The sequence below is a fragment of the Paraburkholderia sp. LEh10 genome, assembly GCF_017814945.1.
GTDB lineage: Bacteria > Pseudomonadota > Gammaproteobacteria > Burkholderiales > Burkholderiaceae > Paraburkholderia.
This window is the reverse complement of sequence record NZ_JAGIPX010000022.1, coordinates 40,984-63,559: the sequence shown is the minus strand read 5'-3', so window position 1 is coordinate 63,559 and position 22,576 is coordinate 40,984. Positions and strand designations below refer to the sequence as shown.

Genomic DNA, 22,576 nt, shown 5'->3' with positions numbered 1-22,576 from the left:
ACGCTCGTGAAAAGATGGTACAAACCGATCTAAATTGATGGTGACATTTATGCTCAACTGGGATGACGAGATCACTGCCGTAACTCCCTCGAGTGCTTCGCAACAAAACGTGTTGCGCAACGCTGCGGGAACGGCTGTCGGTTCGCAAGTCGAAGCGCGCTCCGCTCATCAAGCTCCCTCCGCTCAACAGGTCTTCGCGAACGACATCGCAATCGCTCCGCTGGCTCAAGCGGCAGTCGCTTCCGAAGCACGCGTGAATGTCGCCGACAAGCGCATCATCAACGGCCAGACTGACGTCAACCAGCTGGTGCCGTTCAAGTACAAGTGGGCGTGGGAGAAGTATCTGTCTGGCTGCGCGAACCACTGGATGCCGCAGGAAATCAACATGTCCCGCGACATCGCGCTCTGGAAAGACCCGAACGGGCTGACGGAAGACGAGCGGCGCATCGTCAAGCGCAACCTCGGCTTCTTCGTGACGGCCGACTCGCTCGCCGCCAATAACATCGTGCTGGGCACCTACCGCCACATCACGGCGCCCGAATGCCGCCAGTTCCTGCTGCGCCAGGCGTTCGAAGAGGCGATCCACACGCACGCTTACCAGTACATCGTCGAATCGCTCGGTCTCGACGAGGGCGAAATTTTCAACGCGTATCACGAAGTCACGTCGATCCGCGACAAAGACGAATTCCTGATTCCGTTCATCCACACGCTGACCGACCCGGCCTTCAAGACGGGTACGCTCGAAGCAGACCAGAAACTGCTCAAGTCGCTGATCGTGTTCGCGTGCGTGATGGAAGGCCTGTTCTTCTACGTCGGCTTCACGCAGATTCTCGCGCTTGGCCGCCAGAACAAGATGACGGGCGCGGCGGAACAGTACCAGTACATCCTGCGCGACGAGTCGATGCACTGTAACTTCGGCATTGACCTGATCAACCAGATCAAACTCGAAAACCCGCATCTGTGGACGCCGGAATTCCGCGCCGAGATCCGCGAGATCTTCAGGCATGCGGTCGACCTCGAATATCGCTACGCAGAAGACACGATGCCGCGCGGCGTGCTGGGTCTGAACGCGTCGATGTTCAAGAGCTATCTGCGCTTCATCTGCAATCGCCGTTGCCAGCAGATCGGTATCGATCCGCTGTTCCCGAACGAGGAAAACCCGTTCCCGTGGATGAGCGAGATGATCGACCTGAAGAAGGAGCGCAACTTCTTCGAGACTCGGGTTATCGAATATCAGACCGGCGGCGCGCTGTCCTGGGAATAACCCAACGCGTCGCGTATGTATTTGATGGGGTTGCCGCCGGCCGTGCCGCGGCAAGTTTGGTGAGGAGCATGACCGCCTGATGCAGAGCGTGCCCGGTGCGCCGCGCGATGTCGTGGCCTATAAAGATCACAGGCACTTTGCGAACCCTTCAGTGGGATGGGCAAACTTCCCCCCGGAAAAAGCCGTTCGCCGTGAAGCGAGCGGCTCGATCAAACGATTGGCGGCGTCGATATCGGACGCCGACTGGACTTGGCGCGCTGTGCCCGATGGCACGGCGCGCCTTACCGTATTCATTAGCGTAAGCGCGCTGGAGCTGCGTACGCCGATGAATAGCCCGCTTCGCAGTGGCCGCCGTGAGAAGCGTCTGCGGGAAGCGGGTTTTGACGAAGGGTGTAGTTTGAACTGACTCTCATCTGAAAACCTGAAGGAGAAAATGATGGCACTCGCCAAGAAGAAACCGGCAGCCAAGAAGGCTGCAGCAAAGAAGGTCGTCGCGAAGAAGGCTGCTCCCGCCAAAAAGGCAGCACCCGCCAAGAAGGCAGCGGTGAAGAAGGTTGCAGCGAAGAAAGTCGCTGTGAAGAAGGTCGCTGCCAAGAAGGCAGCACCGGCGAAGAAGGTCGCGGCGAAGAAGGTCGCAGCAAAGAAGGTCGCAGCGAAGAAGGTTGCAGCGAAGAAAGTCGCTGTGAAGAAGGTCGCCGCGAAGAAGGCAGCACCGGCGAAGAAGGCCGCAGCGAAGAAAGTCGCTGCGAAGAAAGTCGCCGTGAAGAAGGTTGCTGCAAAGAAGGCAGCGCCGGCGAAGAAGGCGGCAGCGAAGAAGGCCGCTGCGAAGAAGGCGCCTGCGAAAAAGGCTGCCGCCAAAAAGGCTGCGCCTGCGAAGAAGGCTGCCGCGAAGAAGGCTGCCCCTGCGAAGAAGGCAGCTCCCGCTCCGGCTGCGCCCGCTGCTTCGACGGCGCCGGCTGCTACGGTCAAGACTGCGTTGAATCCGGCTGCTGCATGGCCGTTTCCGACGGGCAGCCGTCCGTAAGAGCTGATGTCGTACGGACGCATCCAGCATGCGTCCGCCGATTGAGTAGGGCTACTCAATCTCTATCGATCCCGTCGCCGGGCAACCGGCGGCGGGTTTTTTTCTTGTGCCGTGCAGCGCGGGACGCAGTGCGCGTGTTCGCCAACGCACGCGCCGGCGCTGCGTGGCAAGCTGCATGTCGTGCGCGCCGAACGGCCTTCGAGCGCCGCATCGCCGCAAGCTCCACACGCAACAGACGAAAAAAAACGCATGCACAGGGGAGCACATGCGTGTGAGGAGCCGTCACGGCGCGAAGCCGCGCCGCCGGCAGGGAATCGGAATGCGTCAGTGCGTGACGCGCGTCACGCCGCCGCTCGACAGCAGACGCACGCGCTCGCCGGCGCGGAAGATTTCGCCCGTTGCGCTTTGCGTGATCGCGCGCATGTCACCGTTGTCGAGGCGCACGGTAATTTCGACGCCGTCGCGAATCGCCGCGCGGTTCTCGATCGTGTTGCCCGCCACCGCACCCGCGATGCCACCGACGATGCCCGTCAGAATCGACCCGGTCCCGCCGCCGATCGTGCTGCCCGCCACCGCGCCGAGCGCGCCGCCGCCGACAGCGCCAATGCCGCTCGGCTGACCATTGTTCGAACTGATTTTCACCGCGCGCACGCTATCGACGGTGCCCATGCGCACGGTCTCTTCGCGCTGCGCCTGCGACGACGTGTAGACGTCGGCGGAACTGCTGTTGTACGCACAGCCTGTCATGGCGAGCGAACTGACGATCACCGCACCCAGTATCAGGCGGCCCACGGTACGACCTGTTGTTTTCATTCCCTTTGACTCCAGACAGGGCCCGCTTTGAGCCCATCAACCCCTCAATCCCGACTGGCTCAGGCGCGGCGCATGCGGCCGAACGTTACTCGCCCGAGGGCAGTTCATAACCGAACGCCTGCTTGAACCGGTCGTTGATCTCCGCGCGCGAAGGCGCATAGTTTTGCGGCCCTTGATGTTCGATCTTGAGCGCGCCCATCACGCTCGCGAGACGGCCCGTGGATGCCCAGCCGAGACCCTTCTCGATGCCGTATAGCAGGCCGCCCCGGAACGCATCGCCGCAGCCCGTGGGGTCCAGCACCTGCTTTGCCTTGACGGCCGGAATTTCTTCGATGCCGCCCGCATGATGGATCTGTGCGCCATGCTCGCCGCGCGTCACGATCAGCGCATCGACGCGGCTCGCGATCTCTTCAATCGACCAGCCCGTCTTGTTGCTCACGAGCGCAGCTTCGTAATCATTGACTGCCACATAGGTGGCAAGTTCAATCATGCGGCGCAGCGACTCACCGTCGAAGAGCGGCAGTCCCTGGCCCGGATCGAAGATGAACGGAATGCCCGCAGCCGCGAACTGTTCCGAGTGCTGGATCATGCCGTCGAAGCCGTCCGGCGCGACGATGCCGAGCTTCACGCCTGGCTGGTCCGCGCGGTTCAGATGCGACTGCATCATCGCGCCCGGATGGAACGCGGTGATCTGATTGTTTTCGAGATCGGTCGTGATCATCGCCTGCGCCGAGTACGTGTCGGGCAGGACGCGCACGTGCTCCTTCGACAGTCCGAGTGTATCGAGACGCTCGATGTACAGCTGCGAATCGACGGCGCCGAGCGTCGCCATGATGCGTGCGTCGCCGCCGAGCAGATGCAGCGAGTACGCGATATTGCCCGCGCAGCCGCCGAATTCGCGGCGCATCGTCGGCACGAGGAAGCTGACATTCAGGATGTGGACCTGTTCCGGCAGGATGTGCTCCCGGAAGCGCCCTTCGAAGGTCATGATGTTGTCGTAGGCGAGCGAGCCGCAAATCAGCGTAGCCAAGGCGAGCGTTCCTATTAAGTGTCGGTCGGAGAGAAAAGGGGGGCGACGATGTGACAGCGCCGCGCCCGAAACGATGCGGGCGCGGCGCTGGTTCGACGCAAGAGTGAAGCTTACTTCAGCGCGGCGAGCGCTGCGTCGTAGTTCGGCTCGTTCTTGATTTCGCCGACGAGTTCGGCGTGCACGACCTTGTCGTTTTCATCGATGACGACGACGGCGCGCGCCGTCAGACCCGTCAGCGGGCCGCTCGTCACGTCGACGCCGTACGCTTGCGCGAACTCATGACCACGGAACGTCGATGCCGTCACGACGTTCTCGATGCCTTCCGTCGTGCAGAAGCGCGACGCCGCGAACGGCAGGTCGCCCGACACGACGATCACGGCCGTGTTGTTCAGCTTGGCAGCGGCTTCGTTGAACTTGCGTGTGGAGGTTGCACAGGTCGGCGTATCGAGGCTCGGGACGATGTTCAGCACTTTGCGCTTGCCGGCGAAGTCGGCGAGCGTGAGCGGCTTCAGATCCTTGCCGACGAGCGAAAAGGCGGGCGCCTTCTGACCGACAGCCGGAAACGTGCCAGCGACTTCAATCGGGTTGCCACCCAGCGTAACTTGACTCATGTTGTGCTCCGAAGATTCGTCAGGGATTGACGGGATACGCGCCCGATTCGTGCCGGACGCGCGGGAAACCAGCTCGCGCCGCAGACCTGCCTGTCACGGATAGAAGATCTGCACGCGGAAATTGGAGGCGACGGCGTCACCCGTATCGAGGCGCACGATCATCGTCTGCGTCGTGCGTGCGGGCAGGCCCGCCGCGATCGGCGTGCCTGGCTTCACATAGTCTTGCGGCCACAATACGCGCCGCACGGCGATGTTGTTGTTCTCGTCGAGCAGCGTCAGTTCGACGGCGGGATACGCGAGCGCGAGATCGAATCGGTTGCGCAGCGGCATCTTCAGTTCGAGCTTGTGCGGGCCGTCGATCTGCCGCAGATCCGAGGGTTCGACCAGCAGGCCGTCAATGTCGCGCGGCGGTTCGATCTTGCAGCCGAGGTGCGAGCACGCCTTCACGAATAGCGACTGCGAGTCGGGCCACGCGACCATCACCGATTCGCGCTGCCACCATGCGAGTTGCACGAGCAGCAAAGCGCCCAGCAGGGCCGCCGCGATACCGCCGGCGATCTGCCACGCGACGCGCGTCGATTCCGGCTCGCGCGGTTCGCGGGTGACGGCGAATGCATCGTCGCCGCCGTCGGGTGCGGCCGCGAATGGCCCGCCGAAGGGTGCCCCCGAGTCACCGCCGAACGGCGCGCCATAGGGTTCGTGCGCGGTTGCGCCGAAGCGCGGCTCGAAATCGGCGTCGCCCGACGGCGCGCCGAAGTACGGCTCCCGGCCGCGGCCGTGTTCAGCGGACGGCGTGAACGTGTGGTCGTCGCCGGCGGACGTTTGCGGTCCATCACGAGGCGGCTCGTGCCGCGTTTCGTGCCGCGGCTCGTTCAGCGGCGATGCGGGCTCGGACTTCGGCTCGTTCGCGGTCTGGGCGCGGCGGGCTTGCGTCGATTCGGGCGAGGGCTCAGCCTCAGCCTTGCGCCACCTGTGCGTCGGCGGTTCTTCGACTTGCTGGTCGAGCACGCGCTCGCGCATCGCGTCGAATCTCGGCTCGACCTTGTGCTCGCCTTGCGCTGCCGCCGGCTGTTCGGTCTTCGGTGCGGCCTGTGGCGACTCCGGCGGTTCTGCGGCTGCCTCGCCTTGCGCTGCGGCCTCCCGTTCCACTTGCGCTTCACCGCGCGGCACGGCTGACGTGTGCGCGGTCGCCTGCCCGTCGTTCAGCGGCTGCGAGTCGGTGAGTTCGAGCGTCAGAGGCGGCTGCGCAGAACGCGGAATCGTGACGGGATTGACGGGGATCGACGATGCGTCATGGCGGATGCGCCTGTCGATCGACGCATCGGGCGCGGGTGCCCACGGGTTCCATGCTTCGGCGCGGAAATCGGGTGAGCCTTGCGATGATGTGCCTCGATCGTCGACGTGTTCGCGCGACGGCTCGACGGGAGGGACCGTGCCGGGTGCAACAGGTATCGATTCAGCTTCGACGGACGGCTGCGCGGATTGCCCCGCCGTGTGCTGTTGCGAAAGCGCTTCTGCTGGATGCGCGCCTTCGGCGCTCACGGCCGGCTCGGTTGCGTGCTCGTGTGGCTCTCGTTCGAGCGACGGCGCCGCCGTTGCGGCGGGTTGTGCATCTGCTTGTTCGACGACAGGCTCAGCGCCGTGCGCGGCGGCGCCAGGAGGGACAGCAGCACGTACATCAGCACGTACATCAGGTGCAGGCCGCGCGTCGGCAGCGGGTTTCGTTTCACGCGCCGTTGCGTGGCCGCCGCTCGCGGTCATTTCGAGCGTGTGCGCCGTCACGTCGTCGATCGTCACGGGCCTCGCCTTGTCGAGGCTCGTGCCGTCGCTGACGTCGAACAGGCTGCTCGATGCATCGAATACTTCGCGACAATGGCCGCAACGCACGAGTCCGCGGCGCAGCGTGAGCTGTTCCGGCAGGAGTCTGAAGACGGTTTCGCAGAAGGGACAGCGTGTTGCTAGAAGCATATCGAGCCGAATGACCGGTTAGCCGTTTAAAGGGCCGGAAGCAAACAAATATGCCTTATTCTAATTGCTTTCGCGTCGCACACCCGCAAGGCATACCCAACCTTCGTGTTCGCGCCACACCGCGATATCGATCCATTCCTGATAGACGCGCGCCACTTCGTCCGCCTGCCGCGCGAGAATGCCCGACAGCGCGATGCGCCCGCCCGGCTTCACCTTCGACGACAGCATGGACGCCATCAGCTTCAACGGGTTCGACAGGATGTTCGCGACGACGATATCGAACTCGCCCGCGGGGCAATCGTCGGGCAGGCCGTACGTGACCTCGGCGCGGTTGCGCTCGCTGTTATGGCGCGCGGACTCAACTGCTTGCGGATCGATGTCGATGCCGACGACGGGGTTCGCGCCGCACTTCTTCGCGAGAATCGCGAGGATGCCCGAGCCGCAGCCATAGTCGAGCACCGACTCGCCTTCCTTCACGTTCTGTTCGAGCCACTCCATGCAAAGGCGTGTCGTCGGGTGGCTGCCCGTGCCGAATGCCAGGCCCGGATCGAGTTCGAGCACGAGCGCGTTCGGATCAGGCGCGTCATGCCACGACGGCACGACCCAGATGCGTTCGCCGATCGGAATCGGATCAAACTGGGATTGCGTGAGGCGCACCCAGTCCTGTTCTTCGACCTCGCGCACGCTGAACGACGGCGTGCCGGCGAGGCCGAGCTCGTTCGCGGCGGCCGCGAGCAGCACGGCCGGCTCGTGTTCGGGCGCCAGCAACGCGATCACCCGCGAATGCGTCCACGCGGTACGTTCCGGCGTGAGGCCGGGCTCGCCGAACAGCGGCTGCTCGTCGGGCGTATCGGCGTCCGCATCTTCGACGGACACCGACAGCGCGCCGAGTTCGAGCAGCGCATCCGACAACGCCTCGGCGTGCTCGCGCGCGAGTTCGACGACCAGTTCCCGGTAGCTCATCGCTTACGCTTCTTCCGGTGCGACCTGCTGCTTCGCAGCCAGCCGGTTTTCGAGGTAATGGATGCTCGTGCCGCCCTCGACGAACTTCGCGTCGAGCATCAGCTCGCGATGCAGCGGAATGTTGGTCTGAATGCCTTCGACCACCATCTCCGACAACGCGATGCGCATCCGCCTGATCGCCTGTTCGCGTGTTGCGCCGTAAGCGATCAGCTTGCCGATCATCGAATCATAGTTCGGCGGTACGAAATAGCCGTTGTATGCATGCGAATCGACGCGAATACCGGGACCGCCCGGCATATGCCATGACGTAAGACGCCCCGGTGACGGAGTGAACTTGAACGGATCTTCGGCGTTGATACGGCATTCGATCGCATGTCCGCGGAACTGGATGTCGCGCTGGCGGATGGCGAGCTTCTCGCCGGCGGCGATGCGGATCTGTTCCTGAACGATATCGATGCCCGTGATCAGTTCCGTGACGGGGTGCTCGACCTGCACGCGCGTGTTCATTTCGATGAAGTAGAACTCGCCGTTTTCATACAGGAACTCGAACGTGCCCGCGCCGAGATAGCCCATCTTTTTGCACGCATCCGCGCAGCGGTCGCCGATGCGCTCGATCAGCCGGCGCGCGATGCCGGGCGCGGGCGCTTCCTCGATCACCTTCTGGTGGCGGCGCTGCATCGAGCAGTCGCGCTCGCCGAGCCAAAGTGCGTTCTTGAACGAATCGGCGAGCACCTGGATTTCGATGTGGCGCGGGTTCTCCAGGTACTTCTCCATGTAGACCTGCGGGTTGCCGAACGCACGGCCGGCCTCTTCGCGCGTCATGTTGACGGCATTGACGAGCGCTGCTTCCGTGTGCACGACGCGCATGCCGCGGCCGCCGCCGCCGCCTGCCGCCTTGATGATGACGGGGTAGCCGATCGAGCGCGCGATCTTCACGATCTCCTTCGGATCTTCCGGCAACGCGCCTTCCGAACCGGGCACGCAAGGCACGCCCGTCTTGATCATCGTCTGCTTCGCGGTGACCTTGTCGCCCATCATGCGGATCGTGTCGGGACGCGGGCCGATGAACACGAAGCCCGATTGCTCGACGCGCTCCGCGAAGTCCGCGTTTTCCGACAGGAAGCCGTAGCCGGGGTGGATCGCTTCGGCGTCCGTGACTTCTGCCGCGCTGATCAGCGCGGGCATGTTCAGATAGCTAAGATTCGACGGAGCCGGTCCGATACAGACCGCCTCGTCGGCGAGCTTCACGTATTTCGCTTCCTTGTCGGCTTCCGAATAGACGACGACCGTCTTGACGCCGAGTTCGCGGCACGCACGCTGAATCCGGAGCGCGATTTCGCCACGATTGGCAATGAGGATTTTTTCAAACATAGCGGATATTCGACTCATCAATGGGCCGCGGGCCGGTTGCGCAGTGCTTCCAGATACCCGGCGGCCTCAGAGGATCGGTGGCGCGCCCGAAGAAGGAGGGCGCGCGGATAGCGAGCGGCTAACGAGCGCCGTCTTAGCCGATCACGAAGAGCGGCTGGCCGTACTCGACTGCCTGGCCGTTCTCGACGAGGATTTCCTTGATGACGCCAGCCTGATCCGATTCGATCTCGTTCAGGAGCTTCATCGCTTCGATGATGCAGATCGTCTGGCCTTCCTTGACGGAGTCGCCCACCTGCACGAATGGATCGGCGCCCGGCGACGGCGCGCGGTAGAACGTGCCGACCATCGGCGACGTCACGACATGGCCTTGCGGCGCAGCCGCTGCGGGCGTGGCCGGTGCGGCGACGGCGGGCGCCTCGGATGCATGGACGGCGGGTGCGGAGGCCGTCGAGGAGAATTGCGGCGCGAAGTTGCCGGGCTGCTGGACGTAAACGGGCGGTGCGTTCTTGACGATGCGCACCTTGCCTTCGCCCTCGGTCACTTCGAGTTCCGAAATGCCGGACTCGGAGACGAGGTCGATCAGAGTCTTCAGTTTACGTAGATCCATGGGCTTTCCCCTTCAATGCGTGGAGCGCCGGCGGGATGCCGCCGGCGCCGAATTCGAGTTTTGGGTTGTCAGTTGCGCGACGATCCGGCCGCCCCTGCGGACAAACGGTCGAGCGCATATTCGAGTGCGTACAGATAGCCCTTCCAGCCGAGGCCGCAAATGACGCCCTCCGCCTGGTCGGAGAAATACGAGTGATGCCGGAACGGTTCTCGACGATGCACGTTCGATAGATGAATCTCGACGAACGGGATGCCGACGCCCGCCAGCGCGTCCCGGATCGCCACGCTCGTATGCGTGTAGGCGGCGGGATTGATCAGGATGAAGTCGGTCTTCTCTATTCGGGCGGATTGGATGCGATCGACGAGCGCGCCTTCATGATTGCTCTGGAATGTCGCCAGTTCGACGCCGGCATCCGCTGCGCGGTCCGCCAGCGCCTGATCGATCTGCGGGAGCGTGACGCGGCCATAGACCTCAGGTTCCCGGGTGCTGAGAAGATTGAGGTTGGGCCCGTGCAGAACCAGCAGTCGCGTCATGGTCGCTTCTTTTTCCGTGGAATTGGGCGCACTTTAGCGCCGATTAGAGAAATTTGTCTAGTTTCTCGAACGCGCGTATTGCTGCGCGCCCTGTCCGGAATGATGGCAACTGACGGAACTTCTGACATTTCAGGCTCAAAGTCGGGCAATCTGAGGCGAAACGTTCTCAACTAAACGTCAATAAGTTGTCGACGTCATAGCGCATCGAGGGTGCGTTTCAGCTCGTCGGGTTTGATCTGGCCTAATTTTGTCGACCGTACGACGCCTTTTGCGTCAATTACGACGGTGAAGGGCAAGCCACCCGCGTCGTTGCCGAACGCGCGCGCGAGGTCGGCGCCGCCGAAGCCCGCGACGAAAATCGGGTAGTCGACGGGCACCTTCTGCAGGAAGGCCTTGATGTTCTTGTCGGAATCGACGCCCAGACCGACGAACTCGATGCCCTTCTTTGAATATTCCTTGTGCAGTTGCGACAGCGACGGCATTTCCTCGACACACGGCCCGCACCACGACGCCCAGAAATTGACGACGACGGGATGTCCCTTGAACCCCGCGAGCGACTGGGGTTTGCCGTCGGGATTCGTTACGCTCGCCGCCCACAGCTGATTGACGGCATTGCCGGTGTCGGCAGGCGCGGCGTTCGCGACGCCCGCGAGGTCGTTGCTGCCGAGGAACCAGCGGCTCGCTACCGCTCCGCCTGCCGTCGCGACGACGGCCACCGCCGCGATTACCAGAATCCGCTTCATATATAGGGAGAATCTCAGTCTATTCAGTTGGGTGAGGACGCGGCGTCGCTCTCGTCAATCAGTGCCTGGACGGCCCGGGCATCGGCGCGCGCGAGCCGGCCGCGGGCGTCGGCGCGTACGGCGCCGCGCAGGTCGTCCGTGTCGTATAGCGCGACGTGAATGCCCACGGGTTCGGCGTCCTGCCCCTCGCTGCTGGGACGCCAGAGGAAACTCAAGGTTTCGACGTAGCCGCGCCCCGCAAAGTGCCGCGTTTCGGACACGTCATACTGGACATTAGCGTTCAACAGATGAATGGCGACTTCCTTGGGATCGTCGCAGAACACCTGCAGATGGATATCCGAATGTTCGCCTGCCGTCCCGCCCAGCACCGCGCCTGTCAAATAAGGGTTGAACGATGCGAGCTGCTGCATCCAGTTCAGCGCGATTTCCCGCAGGCGGCGCAGCACGGCTGGCTGGCTGTCGCCCTGAAACAGCGACTGATATTCGCGGATTTCTTCCTCGATCTGGTCGTTATCCGGCAGCCATTCGCCCGCGACGCGCGTTTCCCCGACGACTTGACGCGCAGCCTTGCGCTTGGCCGTCGAGTAATCGAGACCGTCTTCGGCGATCATTCTCGCAGCCGCAATCGCGATTTCCTCGCGTACGCGCTGGGGATCGAAATGTGATTTGCGGACCATCCGTCAATCATACTAGAGAAAGTCTGACAGCCCTTTTACGCGCGGCGTCGCGACGGGCGGGCCTGAGGCGGGTTCTGGCGGGCCCCGGCGGATGCGGGCGGCGCTTCGGAAAAGCACACGCGGTCAGGAACGGGCGGGGCCGTCGGTTACAATAGGCGTCCTTTGCGCGAGGACTTTCCGGCCCTTCGCGCGCATCTCCTTCCACGCAAAATTCGCCTTGCGGCGCGACAGCTTATGCACATTCACATCCTCGGCATCTGCGGCACGTTCATGGGTGGTCTCGCGGTTCTCGCGCGCAACGCCGGTCATACGGTGACGGGTTGCGACGCCGGCGTCTATCCGCCGATGAGCACCCAGCTCGAGGCGCAAGGCATCAGGCTGATCGAGGGCTGGGGCGTCGAGCAGCTGGATCTGAAACCCGATCTGTTCGTGGTCGGCAACGTCGTCACGCGCGGCAATCCGCTGATGGAAGCCATCCTGAACCAGGGCCTGCCGTACACGTCCGGTCCGCAGTGGCTGGGCGAGCACGTGCTCAACGGCAAATGGGTGCTGGCGGTGGCGGGCACGCACGGCAAGACGACCACGACGTCGATGCTGACGTGGATTCTCGAAGACGCGGGCATGAACCCAGGCTTCCTGATCGGCGGCGTGCCGCTGAACTTCGGCGTGTCGGCGCGGCTCACGGATTCGAGCTTCTTCGTGATCGAAGCCGACGAGTACGACACAGCGTTCTTCGACAAGCGCTCGAAGTTCGTCCATTACCGGCCCCGCACGGCGATCCTGAACAACCTCGAGTTCGATCATGCGGACATCTTCCCCGATCTCGCGGCCATCGAAACGCAATTTCACCATCTCGTGCGCACGGTGCCGGGCATCGGCCGCATCGTGTCGAACGGCCGCGAAGATGCGCTCGACCGCGTGCTCGCGCGCGGCTGCTGGAGCGAAGTGGAGCGCTTTGGCGTCGAAGGCGGCTGGCAGGCGCTGCCCGCTGAAGCCGGCGTCGCGGTCGACGAGCGCTTCGCCGTCTATCACGGCGGAGAGCGCGTCGGCGTGGTCGACTGGCAAGTGCAGGGCGAGCACAACCGGATGAACGCGATCGCTGCGATTGCCGCCGCGCGTCATATCGGTGTGCCGCCCGCGCAGGCCGCGAAATCGCTGTCGACGTTCCGCAACGTGAAGCGCCGCATGGAAGTGCGCGGCAGCGTCGACGGCGTGACCGTCTACGACGACTTTGCGCATCATCCGACCGCCATTCAGACGACGGTCGCCGGCTTGCGCACGCGCATCGGCCGTGACGCGAACGGCGGGCGCACGCGCATTCTGGCCGTTCTCGAACCGCGCTCGAACACGATGAAGCTCGGCGTGATGAAGGCGCAACTGCCGTCGAGCCTCGCCGACGCCGACCTCGTGTTCGGCTACGGCGCGCCGGCGGGCAAGGATGCGCTCGGCTGGAACCTCGCCGAAGCGCTCGCGCCGATGGGCGACAAGGCGCAGGCCTTCAACGACATCGACGCGCTCGTCAACGCCGTCGTCGCTGCGGCGCAGCCCGGCGATCAGGTGCTCGTGATGAGCAACGGCGGCTTTGGCGGCGTGCACCAGAAGCTGCTCGACGCATTGTCGGCGCGCCCCGTGGCGCAGGCACGAGGCGTCGCGTGATTCTTTATCTGCACGGCTTCCGCTCGTCGCCCAATTCGTTCAAGGCGCGCGTGATGGCTGAGCGTCTTGCCGCGCTTGGACGCAGCGCCGAATGGTGTTGCCCCGTGCTGCCCGTGTCGCCGCTGGAAACGGTCGCGCTCGTCGAACGGCTGGTCGCGACGGCGCAACCGGCGCGCGTGACGTTGATCGGCAGCTCGCTTGGCGGGTACTTCGCGACGTATCTGGCCGAAAAGCATGGCTGGCCGGCCTTGCTGCTGAATCCCGCCGTCGTGCCGCAGCGCGACCTGAGCCATTATCTCGGCGAGCAGCCGTTATGGCATGGTGGGGGCAGCATCGTCGTCGAGCCGCATCATCTCGATGAATTGCGTGCGCTCGGCATTGCGTCGATCACGCGTCCGGAACGCTATTATCTGTTTGCCGCCACTGGCGACGAAGTGCTCGATTATCGCGAGATGCTCGCGCACTATCCCGGTGTACGGACGAAGCTGATCGAAGGCAGCGACCACGCGATCAGCGAATTTCCCGACTATGTCGACGACGTGCTCGCGTTTTGCGACGCCGCCGACGCCGGGCCGCCCGCGCCGCGCGAGGCGGCATGATCCGATGATCCGCAAGGCACCGCGCGCCCCCGTTGGCGCGCTCGCCGCGGAGCACCACACAGAACACGACGCCGCCGCGCAATCACGCAGCACCGCGCGCCGGCTGACGCAAGCCAGAACGAGAGTATTGAGTGAACGTTTTCTTTGAGGAATCGGGTAGTTTCAAGGCGGGCAGCGTGCTGTCGCGTCAGGGCGACGCGTTCCAGGTGGAACTGCCGGGTGGCCGTCGCGCGAAAGTCCGCGCCAAGGACGTGCTGATCGAATTCGACAAGCCGACGGCGGGCGAGTTGATGGAGCAGGCCGACGTGACCGCGCAGGATATCGATCTGGACTTCCTGTGGGAATGCGCGCCCGAAGAAGAGTTTCCGTTTGCGACGCTCGGCGCGGAGTATTTCGGCGACTCGTTCGGGCCCGTCGAGCGCGCCGCGCTCATTCTGCGCATGCACGGCTCACCCATCTACTTTCGCCGCAAAGGGCGCGGCCAGTATCAGCGCGCGCCGGAAGAGCAACTGAAGATGGCGCTCGCGTCGCTCGAGCGCAAGCGCCAGCAGGCGCTGGTTCAGCAGGGCTACGAGGAGGAACTGAAGGCGGGCCGTCTGCCGGACGGATTCCAGGGCAAGGCGCTCGGTCTTTTGACGAAGCCCGACAAGAACTCGATCGAATATAAGGCGCTCGAGGCGGCAGCGGCGGCGCGCGGCATTTCAATGGCGCGTCTGATGCTCGAATGCGGCGGCATCCCGTCGGCGCGCGCGCTGCACGAGGCGCGCTTCCTGTCCGAATTCTTTCCGCACGGCACCGGTTTTCCGCCCGTGACGGTCGGCGAATTGCCGGAAGACCTGCCGCAAGCCGAAGTCGAAGCGTTCTCGATCGACGACGTGACCACGACGGAAATCGACGATGCGTTCTCCGTCGAGCATCTGGCCGATGGCCGCGTGCGGATCGGCGTTCACATCGCCGCGCCGGCGCTCGGCATCGAGCGCGGCGACGCCGTCGATGCGCTCGCGCGCGGCCGCCTATCGACGGTGTACATGCCGGGCGACAAGATCACGATGCTTCCCCATGGCGTGGTCGACAGGTTCACGCTGGCCGAAGGCGGTTTGCGCCCGGCGCTGTCGCTGTACAGCATCGTGAAGCGCGAGACGCAGGAAATTGTCGCGAGCGAAACGCGCGCCGAACTCGTCTATGTGAAGAACAACCTGCGCCACAACACGCTCGACGAACTCGTGACGGAAGAGGCGCTCGCCAATGGCACGGGCGATTATCCGCACAAGGAAGATATCGCGGTGCTGTGGCCGTTCGCGCAGTCGCTGTTCGAGAAGCGCCAGGTCGCGCGCGCCGGTTATGGCCTCAAGCGCGAAGTGCAACGCAATACCGACTTCAATTTCTACGTCGAAGGCGAGCACGTGACGATTACGCCGCGCCGCCGTGGTTCGCCACTCGACACGATCGTCGCCGAACTGGCGATTCTCGCGAATTCGACGTGGGGCGCGTTCCTGCACGATCATGGCGTGCCCGGCATCTACCGGTCGCAGCGCGCATTCGGCGCGCCGACGGGGCCAAAGCGCACGCGCATGCAGACGACGGCCGCGCCGCACGAAGGCCTCGGCGTCGCGCAATATGCGTGGAGCACATCGCCGCTGCGCCGCTATGTCGACCTCGTCAACCAGTGGCAGCTGATCGCGTGCATCCAGCATGGCGTGACGGCGAAGCTCGCGGCGCCGTTCAAGCCGAAGGACGCGGACCTGTTCGCCGTCGTGCAAGGTTTCGACGACACTTACACCGCGTACGCAGATCATCAGCGCCGGATGGAGTATTTCTGGTGTCTGCGCTGGCTCACGCAAGAGAACAAGAAGCAGGTGACGGCTTCCATGGTCAAGGGCGATCTCGTGCGGCTCGAAGAAGTGCCGCTGCTGCTTCACGTCCCGGGTCTCGGCGTGCATGCGCGCGGCACGCGGCTGATGCTTGAAGTGATGTCGGTCGATGAGCTGACGGTCGAGGCATCCGTGCGTCTGCTGCACGTGCTCGACGCGCCGACCGTGACGAGCGGCGCGGAAGAAGAGGAAGAGGCCGACGAAGAGATCGTCGACGCCGCCGACGAATCCGCCGAAAGCGAAGCCGAAGCGCAGGCCGAGGCGGACACCGGCACTGACACCGCTACCGACACCGGAACGGGCGCGGCGGCGGCGGAGGGCGAGCAGCCCACCCACCAGCAACACGCGACGGAGCAAGGGCAATGAGCGCAAGCACGACGACGGAACGCGACCGCTATGCGGTGATCGGCAATCCGATCGCGCACAGCAAGTCGCCGTTCATCCATGCACGCTTTGCCGAGCAGACGGGCGAGCCCGTCGAGTATGGCCGGCTGCTCGCGCCCGTCGATCAGTTCGCTTCGCATGTGCGCGCCTTCATCGATGAAGGCGGGCGCGGGATGAACGTGACCGTGCCGTTCAAGCTGGACGCGCATGCGTTCGCGACCACGCTGTCGCCGCGCGCTGCCGCCGCGGGCGCGGTGAACACGTTGCGCTTCGAGAAAGACGGCGGCGTCTATGGCGACAACACCGATGGCTTCGGTCTAGTACGCGATATCGAAGCGAATCTCGGCGTGTCGCTGAAGGGCGCGCGCGTGCTGTTGCTGGGCGCGGGCGGCGCGGCGCGCGGCGTCGTGCTGCCGATGCTCGAGCGCAAGCCGCACACGCTGACCATCGTGAACCGCACGGCGTCGAAGGCCGAGGCGCTCGGCGCGCAGTTCGCGAGCGCGGCAGGCGACGCCGCGTGCCGTCTGACGAGCGGCGGCGCGCAAGCGATCGAAGCGGGTGCGTACGACGTGATCGTGAACGCGACGGCGGGCAGCATCGATGGGTCGCTGCCCGAGTGCGACGACGGCGCGTTCGGCGCGGCCACGCTCGCATACGACATGATGTACGGCGCACAGCCGACCGTCTTCATGCAGCACGCGGCGAAGCTCGGCGCGCGCGCGGCGGACGGTCTCGGCATGCTGGTCGAGCAGGCCGCGGAGTCGTTCTTCGTATGGCGCGGCGTGCGTCCTGACGGCGCGCCCGTCCTCGCGGCATTGCGCGATATGCTGCGCGCGCCGCAAAGCGTGTGAGCGCATGAGCGCGCGCTTCGTCCGCTACTGAAATTCACGACACTGCGACGGCGATGACAAAAACGACGCGCGCGAGGGGGCACGGGGCAAGTCCGAGTCCATTGCGCTGGCTGCTGTACGCCGGCGCGGTTGTCGCCGCCGCCTGGCTTGCAACGCAACTCTTCTATTTCACGCAGATCGCCGTGTGGAACTACGTGAATCCCCAATCGTCGGCGTTCATGCGCTCGGATGCCTGGCGTCTCGCACAGGATCGTCCCGATCTGTCGATCCAGCACATCTGGGTGCCTTACGCGCAGATCTCGCGCAATCTGAAGCGCGCGATCATTGCGTCGGAAGACGCGAACTTCGCGACGAACAACGGCTACGAAACGGATGCGATTCTCCAGGCCTGGGAGAAGAACAAGGCTCGCGGCAAGATAGTCGCAGGCGGATCGACGATCACGCAGCAACTGGCGCGCAATCTCTTCTTATCGCGAGAAAAGAGCTATATCCGCAAGGGCCAGGAGCTAATCATCACGTGGATGCTCGAGACGCTGATGGACAAGGAACGCATCTTCGAGATCTATCTGAATTCGGTCGAATGGGGCAATGGCGTGTACGGGGCGGAAGCGGCAGCGCGCTATTACTTTAAGACATCGGCGGCGAAGCTGACGGCTGGCCAGTCCGCGCGGCTTGCCGTGATGCTGCCCAGGCCCAAATACTTCGACGAACACCGTGGTTCAGGCTATCTCGCGCAGCGCGCCCGCGTGATCGCCCGCAGAATGGGCGCGGCGGAATTGCCGGAATGACTGACAGGCTCCGAGCGCAAACAAAAAGGCGATCATCCCCACGGATGATCGCCTTTTTGATTTTGGTGACGCCGGTTACTTGAACCGGTAATTCGCGCCGACCGTGACGCTGTTGTTGGTCCAGCGCGTGTCGTACGCGTTGGCCGAGTCATGCGTCCATTCGGTGAACATGCTCACATTCTTCGTGAACTGGTATTCGACGCCGAGACCGTAGTGGAAGGCCGACGCGGGCCAGCCGACCTTCACACCAAGGCGCGCATAGGGCATGAACTGGCCGACCGGGTAGCCGATTTTCGCATCGATGCCGCCATCCTTCTTTGTCGCCGAACCATCGTGGAAGTCCATGAACGCTTCAGCGCCGAGCAACACGGGGCCCGCGTTGAAGCCATAGCCGACCACCACACCGGGGAAGAACGTCGTATGCGACGGTTTTTCCGTCGCACCAGAGGCGCGCGAAAAGTTAAAGCCAGCCTTGACGCCGATGTAAGGACCGGAGAAGTCACTCACCATTTGATCGTACGTCGGCTGTGCGTGAGCCATGCTTGCACCGACCAGCGCTGCACATGTGAGAAGCGTCTTGAGTGTTTTCATGTTTTTACGGGATTTGATTTTGCGAGAGCGCCAGCGAATCGCAAATGTCGGCAGGCGACCCAAGCGAACGGCTCGGTTTCATCTGAGATTTGCTTGAGCCTAAGCAGCCTAATGAGGGCCAAAACATCGCTCAATAAGCGGACTCCGAATTCGCGCGGCACTTTTCCCGATATTTCACAATCCGCTGACGCCGGCCCGTGTCCCGCAGCGTCTTCGTCTAAGAAGTCGTTTCGCCTGATTTCCCAACATATGGATGCACCGCTCATATGTTGGTGAATCTCAAAAAAGCGCCCTACAATCCGGTTCAACAAGCCAAGACGGCCAGAAACACCGCCTCGTCGCACGCGCAAACACGCGCGGCGCATGATGCGGGACGAAAACCGGAGACACCACGCCATGCTTTCCAGCACTCCGCTGCACGACACGCGCGCGATGCGCATCGAGCACGCGCGCCGCGCGCTCGTTGAAGCCACTTTCGACGCGACCCGTCAAGCCGCGAATTCGCGGTAACGACCCTCTGCCCGTTGCCCAGTCGCCATGAACAAAGCGATGACCACTCCCTTCGAGTCCGAAGTGCGCGAAACGCCGGCCCAGCCTGAAACGTCAGAGGCGCCCGCAGCCGCTGCCGGAGCCGGACGCAAGCCTGCCGCCCGCCCTGCGAACGGCGCCGTCGTTCCGCCTCCGCCCGCCGACACCATCGGTCTGCCGAGCACGCTGCTCGACATCACGCCGCAGCAAGCCGGCACGCAGACGCTGCTGCGCGGCCTCGCGATTCTCGAAGCCGCCGCCGCGGGCGTGCGCGACCTGCGCACCTTCGGCGCCGCGCTCGGCACGACGCGCAGCACGACTCACCGGCTCGTCAGCAGCCTCGTGCAGGCGCGCTATTTGCGCCAGGTGCAGGGCGGCTATCTGCTCGGCCCGAAGCTGATCGAACTCGGCACCATTGCGCTCGAACAGATGCCGCTCACGACCGTTGCACGCCCGCATCTCGAGTCGCTCGCCGAGCTCACGCACGACACGATTCATCTGGGCGTGCGCGACGGCGACGACGTGCTGTACATCGACAAGATTCCCGGCACGCGCGGCCTCGAGATGCGATCGCGCGTCGGCCACCGGATGCCGCTCGCGTCGACGGGCATCGGCAAGGCGATGATGCTCGACCTCGTCCCCGATCAATGGCAGTCGCTGTTCGACGCGTCGCGCCGCGCGCTCGCGGGCGTGAGCTTCAGGCCCGACAACCGGCCCGATCAGCAGACCTTCATGCAGCGCATGACGCACTACGCGGCGGGCGGCTTCACGTTCGACCTCGAAGAGAACGAAGCATCGATCCGCTGCGTGGCCGCGCCCGTGCGCGACGCGTCGGGCTCGATCGTCGCGGCGCTGTCGGTGGCGAGCACGATTCCGTACATGTCGCTCGAGCGCATGGACGAACTGATTCCCGTCGTGCAGCGCGAAGCGCGCGCCATATCGGAAGAACTGGGCTGGCGTGTTCCGCAACCGACCACCCGCAGGATCAAACGATGACTCAGACGGGCTCGACCCTGTCCATCCATCCCGCCCAGCGAGCCGGGCAGGCAGGCGACGCATCGCTGATCGCGCTCGACTGGGGCACGACCTCGCTGCGCGCGTACCTGTTCGGCGCGAACGGCGAGGTGCTCGACACGCGTGCGTCGACGGCGGGCATCATGAATTTGCCGCGTCCCGCAGTGGAAGGCGGTTTCGATGCGGCGTTCGACGCCGTCGTCGGCGGCTGGCTGGACGGCGCGCCTGAATTGCCCGTGGTCGCCGCCGGCATGGTCGGCAGTGCGCAGGGCTGGAAGGAAGCGCCCTATGTGAACGCGCCCGCCAGCGCCGATGCGCTCGTCGGCGGCATCGTGCGCGTGCAGACGGCGCGCGGCGTCACGTTGAACATCGTGCCCGGCGTATTGCAGAACGGCGATCTGCCGAACGTGATGCGCGGCGAGGAAACGCAGATTTTCGGCGCGCTTGCGTGCGCGCAGCCGCCCGCGGCGAACGAGGGCGTGCTGGTCGGCTTGCCGGGCACACACGCAAAATGGGTCATCGTGCGCAACGCGAAGATCGAGCGCTTTCATACGTTCATGACGGGCGAGGTATTCGCGGCGCTCTCCGAGCACACGATTCTCGGCCGTACGATGGTCACACCTGAGCGTCCCGATACGGATGCATTCTTGCGCGGCGTGAAGGTCGCGCGCGACAAGGGCCAGGCCGGCATGCTCGCGACGATCTTCAGCACGCGCACGCTCGGCCTCACGGGACAGCTCTCTCGCGAGCAGCAGCCCGATTACCTGTCCGGCCTGCTGATCGGCCACGAACTGAGCGGCCTCGAAACCGCGCTCGCGCAACAGCAATCGACACTCGCCGGCCGCGCGCTGCAACTGATCGGCAACGAAGCGCTGTGCGAGCGCTACCGGCTCGCGCTTGCGCAATTCGGCTGTCAGCAGGCGGTCCTCGTCAGGCAGGCGACGGAGCGCGGCTTATGGCGCATCGCGGCGCAAGCGGGCCTCGTCAGTGCGTTGGGCGCCGCGCAGGCGGACACAAGCGCGAGCCAGAAAGCGACCTGATCTGGCGCGCAACGAACCAAAGGAACCGACATGCAACTCGATCTGAATCTGCCCGCACCGTATCAGCCGCACGCCGGCCTGATGGCCGCGTTCGAAGCGTGTCCGCTGATCGCGATTCTGCGCGGCATCACGCCCGCCGACGCCGCCGATCACGGTCGCGCGCTCTACGAAGCGGGCTTTCGCATCATCGAAGTGCCGCTGAATTCGCCGAACCCGTTCGACAGCATTGCGGCGATCCGTCAGGCCTTGCCCGTCGATGCGATCATCGGCGCGGGCACCGTGCTGCGCGGCGAGCTCGTGCATGACGTGAAGGCGGCGGGCGGCGAGCTGATCGTGATGCCGCACAGCGACCCCGAAGTGGTCACGACGGCGAAGTCGCTCGCGATGGCGTGCGCGCCGGGTGTCGCGACGCCGATGGAAGCATTCATCGCGCTAAAGAACGGTGCGGACGTGCTGAAGATGTTCCCCGCCGAGCAACTCGGCTGCCAGGTCGTGAAGGCTTGGCGCGCGGTGATTCACAACGACGTGCCGCTTGTTCCCGTCGGCGGTGTCGCGCCGGACAACATGGGGCCGTTCCTGTCGGCGGGTGCGAACGGTTTCGGGCTCGGCTCGGCGCTGTACACGCCGGGCCAGCCGGCGGCCACGACAGCGTCGCACGCAAAGGCATTCATCAACGGCCTGCGCATCGCGCGGGCGGGCATGAAGAAATGAACCGGCTGCAACGCAAGGTCGCGCTGGTGACAGGCGCGGGACGCGGGATCGGCGCGGCGATCGCGACGGCGTTCGCGCGCGAGGGAGCCGCCGTGGTGCTCGCGGAGCTCGACCTCGAAACGGCGCAGCGCACGGCCGCCGACATCGCCGCACAGACGGGCGGCCAGACGCTCGCGGTGCAGACGGACGTCACGCAACGGGCGTCGGTGCAGCGCGCGGTCAGCGAAGGCGAAAAGGTCTTCGGCCCGATCGACGTGCTCGTGAACAACGCGGGCATCAACGTCTTCTGCGACCCGCTGACGATGACCGACGACGACTGGCGCCGCTGCTTCGCCGTCGATCTCGACGGCGTCTGGAACGGCTGCCGCGCGGTATTGCCGGGCATGGTCGAGCGCGGCGCGGGCAGCATCGTGAACATCGCGTCGACACACTCGTTCAAGATCATTCCGGGCTGCTTCCCGTATCCCGTCGCGAAGCATGGCGTGATCGGCCTCACGCGTGCGCTCGGCATCGAGTACGCGGCGCGCAACGTGCGCGTGAATGCGATCGCGCCGGGCTACATCGAAACGCAACTGACGCGCGACTGGTGGAACGGCCAGACCGATCCCGCCGCCGCGCAGCAGGCGACGCTCGACCTGCAGCCGATGAAGCGCATCGGCAAGCCGGAAGAAGTCGCGATGACAGCCGTTTTTCTCGCGTCGGATGAAGCGCCGTTCATCAACGCGAGCTGCATCACCGTCGACGGCGGGCGCTCGGCGGTGTACCACGACTGAAGACCGAACCCGCAACAGAGAACAACAGCAGTAGCGAAGGAAACAGAAAAAGCAGCAAAGCCGCCTCGCGAACGAGGCGACGGTGTGAACCGCCTGACGCGCTGGCCGCGTGTGTCGAAGGCGGTACAAGAAGACGCGGCCAATACCTTCTCGTTACTCATTAGTC

24 protein-coding genes are annotated in these 22,576 nt (G+C 64.4%); 13 read left to right on the top strand and 11 right to left on the bottom strand.

Annotated features, from left to right (window positions below):
- Window positions 1–49 precede the first annotated feature (49 nt).
- From J8I87_RS19585 to J8I87_RS19575, 3 genes are all read left to right on the top strand, one after another.
- A complete protein-coding gene (locus J8I87_RS19585; RefSeq protein ID WP_209933407.1) occupies window positions 50–1,264 on the top strand; it encodes a ribonucleotide-diphosphate reductase subunit beta in 1,215 nt (404 codons plus the stop codon).
- Window positions 1,265–1,343: 79 nt separating this feature from the next.
- Window positions 1,344–1,670 carry a hypothetical protein gene (locus J8I87_RS19580; protein WP_209933406.1) on the top strand — a complete coding sequence of 109 codons (327 nt, stop codon included), beginning with the start codon at window positions 1,344–1,346 and terminating at the stop codon, window positions 1,668–1,670.
- A gap of 30 nt (window positions 1,671–1,700) precedes the next feature.
- A complete protein-coding gene (locus J8I87_RS19575; RefSeq protein WP_209933477.1) occupies window positions 1,701–2,288 on the top strand; it encodes a histone H1-like DNA-binding protein in 588 nt (195 codons plus the stop codon).
- A gap of 324 nt (window positions 2,289–2,612) precedes the next feature.
- Here J8I87_RS19575 and J8I87_RS19570 read toward each other — a convergent pair whose 3' ends face one another.
- The 10 genes from J8I87_RS19570 to J8I87_RS19525 all read right to left on the bottom strand — a co-directional run bounded on the left by J8I87_RS19570 (window position 2,613) and on the right by J8I87_RS19525 (window position 11,604).
- Entirely contained in the window at window positions 2,613–3,101 is a 489-nt protein-coding gene (locus J8I87_RS19570; protein WP_209933405.1) for a glycine zipper 2TM domain-containing protein, read from the bottom strand.
- Between the two features lie 85 nt (window positions 3,102–3,186).
- On the bottom strand, window positions 3,187–4,131 hold the full coding sequence (locus J8I87_RS19565; RefSeq protein WP_209933404.1) for a carbohydrate kinase family protein: 945 nt from the start codon (window positions 4,129–4,131) through the stop codon (window positions 3,187–3,189).
- 110 nt (window positions 4,132–4,241) lie between these two features.
- Complete coding sequence (tpx, locus tag J8I87_RS19560; RefSeq protein WP_209933402.1) at window positions 4,242–4,742, bottom strand: thiol peroxidase; 501 nt, start codon at window positions 4,740–4,742, stop codon at window positions 4,242–4,244.
- Between the two features lie 93 nt (window positions 4,743–4,835).
- A complete protein-coding gene (locus J8I87_RS19555; protein ID WP_209933401.1) occupies window positions 4,836–6,710 on the bottom strand; it encodes a zinc-ribbon and DUF3426 domain-containing protein in 1,875 nt (624 codons plus the stop codon).
- Between the two features lie 60 nt (window positions 6,711–6,770).
- On the bottom strand, window positions 6,771–7,673 hold the full coding sequence (prmA, locus tag J8I87_RS19550; RefSeq protein WP_209933400.1) for a 50S ribosomal protein L11 methyltransferase: 903 nt from the start codon (window positions 7,671–7,673) through the stop codon (window positions 6,771–6,773).
- 3 nt (window positions 7,674–7,676) lie between these two features.
- Window positions 7,677–9,044, bottom strand: a complete 1,368-nt coding sequence (accC, locus tag J8I87_RS19545) for an acetyl-CoA carboxylase biotin carboxylase subunit (protein WP_209933399.1) — start codon at window positions 9,042–9,044, stop codon at window positions 7,677–7,679.
- Window positions 9,045–9,177: 133 nt separating this feature from the next.
- Window positions 9,178–9,651, bottom strand: a complete 474-nt coding sequence (accB, locus tag J8I87_RS19540; protein ID WP_209933398.1) for an acetyl-CoA carboxylase biotin carboxyl carrier protein — start codon at window positions 9,649–9,651, stop codon at window positions 9,178–9,180.
- A gap of 68 nt (window positions 9,652–9,719) precedes the next feature.
- On the bottom strand, window positions 9,720–10,184 hold the full coding sequence (gene aroQ / locus J8I87_RS19535) for a type II 3-dehydroquinate dehydratase (RefSeq protein ID WP_209933397.1): 465 nt from the start codon (window positions 10,182–10,184) through the stop codon (window positions 9,720–9,722).
- A 194-nt stretch (window positions 10,185–10,378) separates the two neighbouring features.
- Entirely contained in the window at window positions 10,379–10,927 is a 549-nt protein-coding gene (locus J8I87_RS19530) for a TlpA family protein disulfide reductase (RefSeq protein ID WP_209933395.1), read from the bottom strand.
- 23 nt (window positions 10,928–10,950) lie between these two features.
- Entirely contained in the window at window positions 10,951–11,604 is a 654-nt protein-coding gene (locus J8I87_RS19525; protein WP_209933394.1) for a UDP-N-acetylmuramate--alanine ligase, read from the bottom strand.
- A 234-nt stretch (window positions 11,605–11,838) separates the two neighbouring features.
- On the opposite strand from J8I87_RS19525, the gene mpl reads away from it, so the two are divergent.
- The 5 genes from mpl (at window position 11,839) to mtgA (ending at window position 17,753) form a co-directional block, all read left to right on the top strand.
- Window positions 11,839–13,260: a UDP-N-acetylmuramate:L-alanyl-gamma-D-glutamyl-meso-diaminopimelate ligase gene (gene mpl / locus J8I87_RS19520; RefSeq protein WP_209933393.1), complete on the top strand. Its 1,422-nt coding sequence runs from the start codon at window positions 11,839–11,841 to the stop codon at window positions 13,258–13,260.
- On the top strand, window positions 13,257–13,859 hold the full coding sequence (locus tag J8I87_RS19515; protein ID WP_209933392.1) for a YqiA/YcfP family alpha/beta fold hydrolase: 603 nt from the start codon (window positions 13,257–13,259) through the stop codon (window positions 13,857–13,859). Before mpl ends, J8I87_RS19515 begins: the two co-directional genes overlap by 4 nt.
- Window positions 13,860–13,990: 131 nt before the next feature.
- Complete coding sequence (locus tag J8I87_RS19510; RefSeq protein ID WP_209933390.1) at window positions 13,991–16,096, top strand: ribonuclease catalytic domain-containing protein; 2,106 nt, start codon at window positions 13,991–13,993, stop codon at window positions 16,094–16,096.
- A complete protein-coding gene (gene aroE, locus J8I87_RS19505; protein WP_209933389.1) occupies window positions 16,093–16,965 on the top strand; it encodes a shikimate dehydrogenase in 873 nt (290 codons plus the stop codon). Before J8I87_RS19510 ends, aroE begins: the two co-directional genes overlap by 4 nt.
- A gap of 53 nt (window positions 16,966–17,018) precedes the next feature.
- Window positions 17,019–17,753, top strand: coding sequence for a monofunctional biosynthetic peptidoglycan transglycosylase (gene mtgA, locus J8I87_RS19500; protein WP_209933388.1), 735 nt, complete (start codon window positions 17,019–17,021; stop codon window positions 17,751–17,753).
- Window positions 17,754–17,828: 75 nt separating this feature from the next.
- On the opposite strand, the gene J8I87_RS19495 is transcribed toward mtgA, so the two are convergent.
- Window positions 17,829–18,344 carry an outer membrane protein gene (locus tag J8I87_RS19495; RefSeq protein WP_209933387.1) on the bottom strand — a complete coding sequence of 172 codons (516 nt, stop codon included), beginning with the start codon at window positions 18,342–18,344 and terminating at the stop codon, window positions 17,829–17,831.
- 363 nt (window positions 18,345–18,707) lie between these two features.
- On the opposite strand from J8I87_RS19495, the gene J8I87_RS19490 reads away from it, so the two are divergent.
- From J8I87_RS19490 to J8I87_RS19470, 5 genes are read left to right on the top strand one after another with little or no spacing between them, the layout of a single operon-like run.
- A complete protein-coding gene (locus tag J8I87_RS19490; protein WP_209933386.1) occupies window positions 18,708–18,854 on the top strand; it encodes a hypothetical protein in 147 nt (48 codons plus the stop codon).
- Between the two features lie 27 nt (window positions 18,855–18,881).
- A complete protein-coding gene (locus J8I87_RS19485; protein ID WP_209933384.1) occupies window positions 18,882–19,868 on the top strand; it encodes an IclR family transcriptional regulator in 987 nt (328 codons plus the stop codon).
- Window positions 19,865–20,926 (top strand): 2-dehydro-3-deoxygalactonokinase, encoded by a 1,062-nt coding sequence (locus J8I87_RS19480; protein ID WP_209933383.1) that lies wholly within the window; start codon window positions 19,865–19,867, stop codon window positions 20,924–20,926. The genes J8I87_RS19485 and J8I87_RS19480 overlap by 4 nt, the downstream gene beginning before the upstream one ends.
- Window positions 20,927–20,956: 30 nt before the next feature.
- On the top strand, window positions 20,957–21,637 hold the full coding sequence (locus J8I87_RS19475) for a 2-dehydro-3-deoxy-6-phosphogalactonate aldolase (RefSeq protein ID WP_209933382.1): 681 nt from the start codon (window positions 20,957–20,959) through the stop codon (window positions 21,635–21,637).
- Window positions 21,634–22,410, top strand: coding sequence for an SDR family oxidoreductase (locus J8I87_RS19470; protein ID WP_209933381.1), 777 nt, complete (start codon window positions 21,634–21,636; stop codon window positions 22,408–22,410). The genes J8I87_RS19475 and J8I87_RS19470 overlap by 4 nt, the downstream gene beginning before the upstream one ends.
- Window positions 22,411–22,576: the final 166 nt, after the last annotated feature.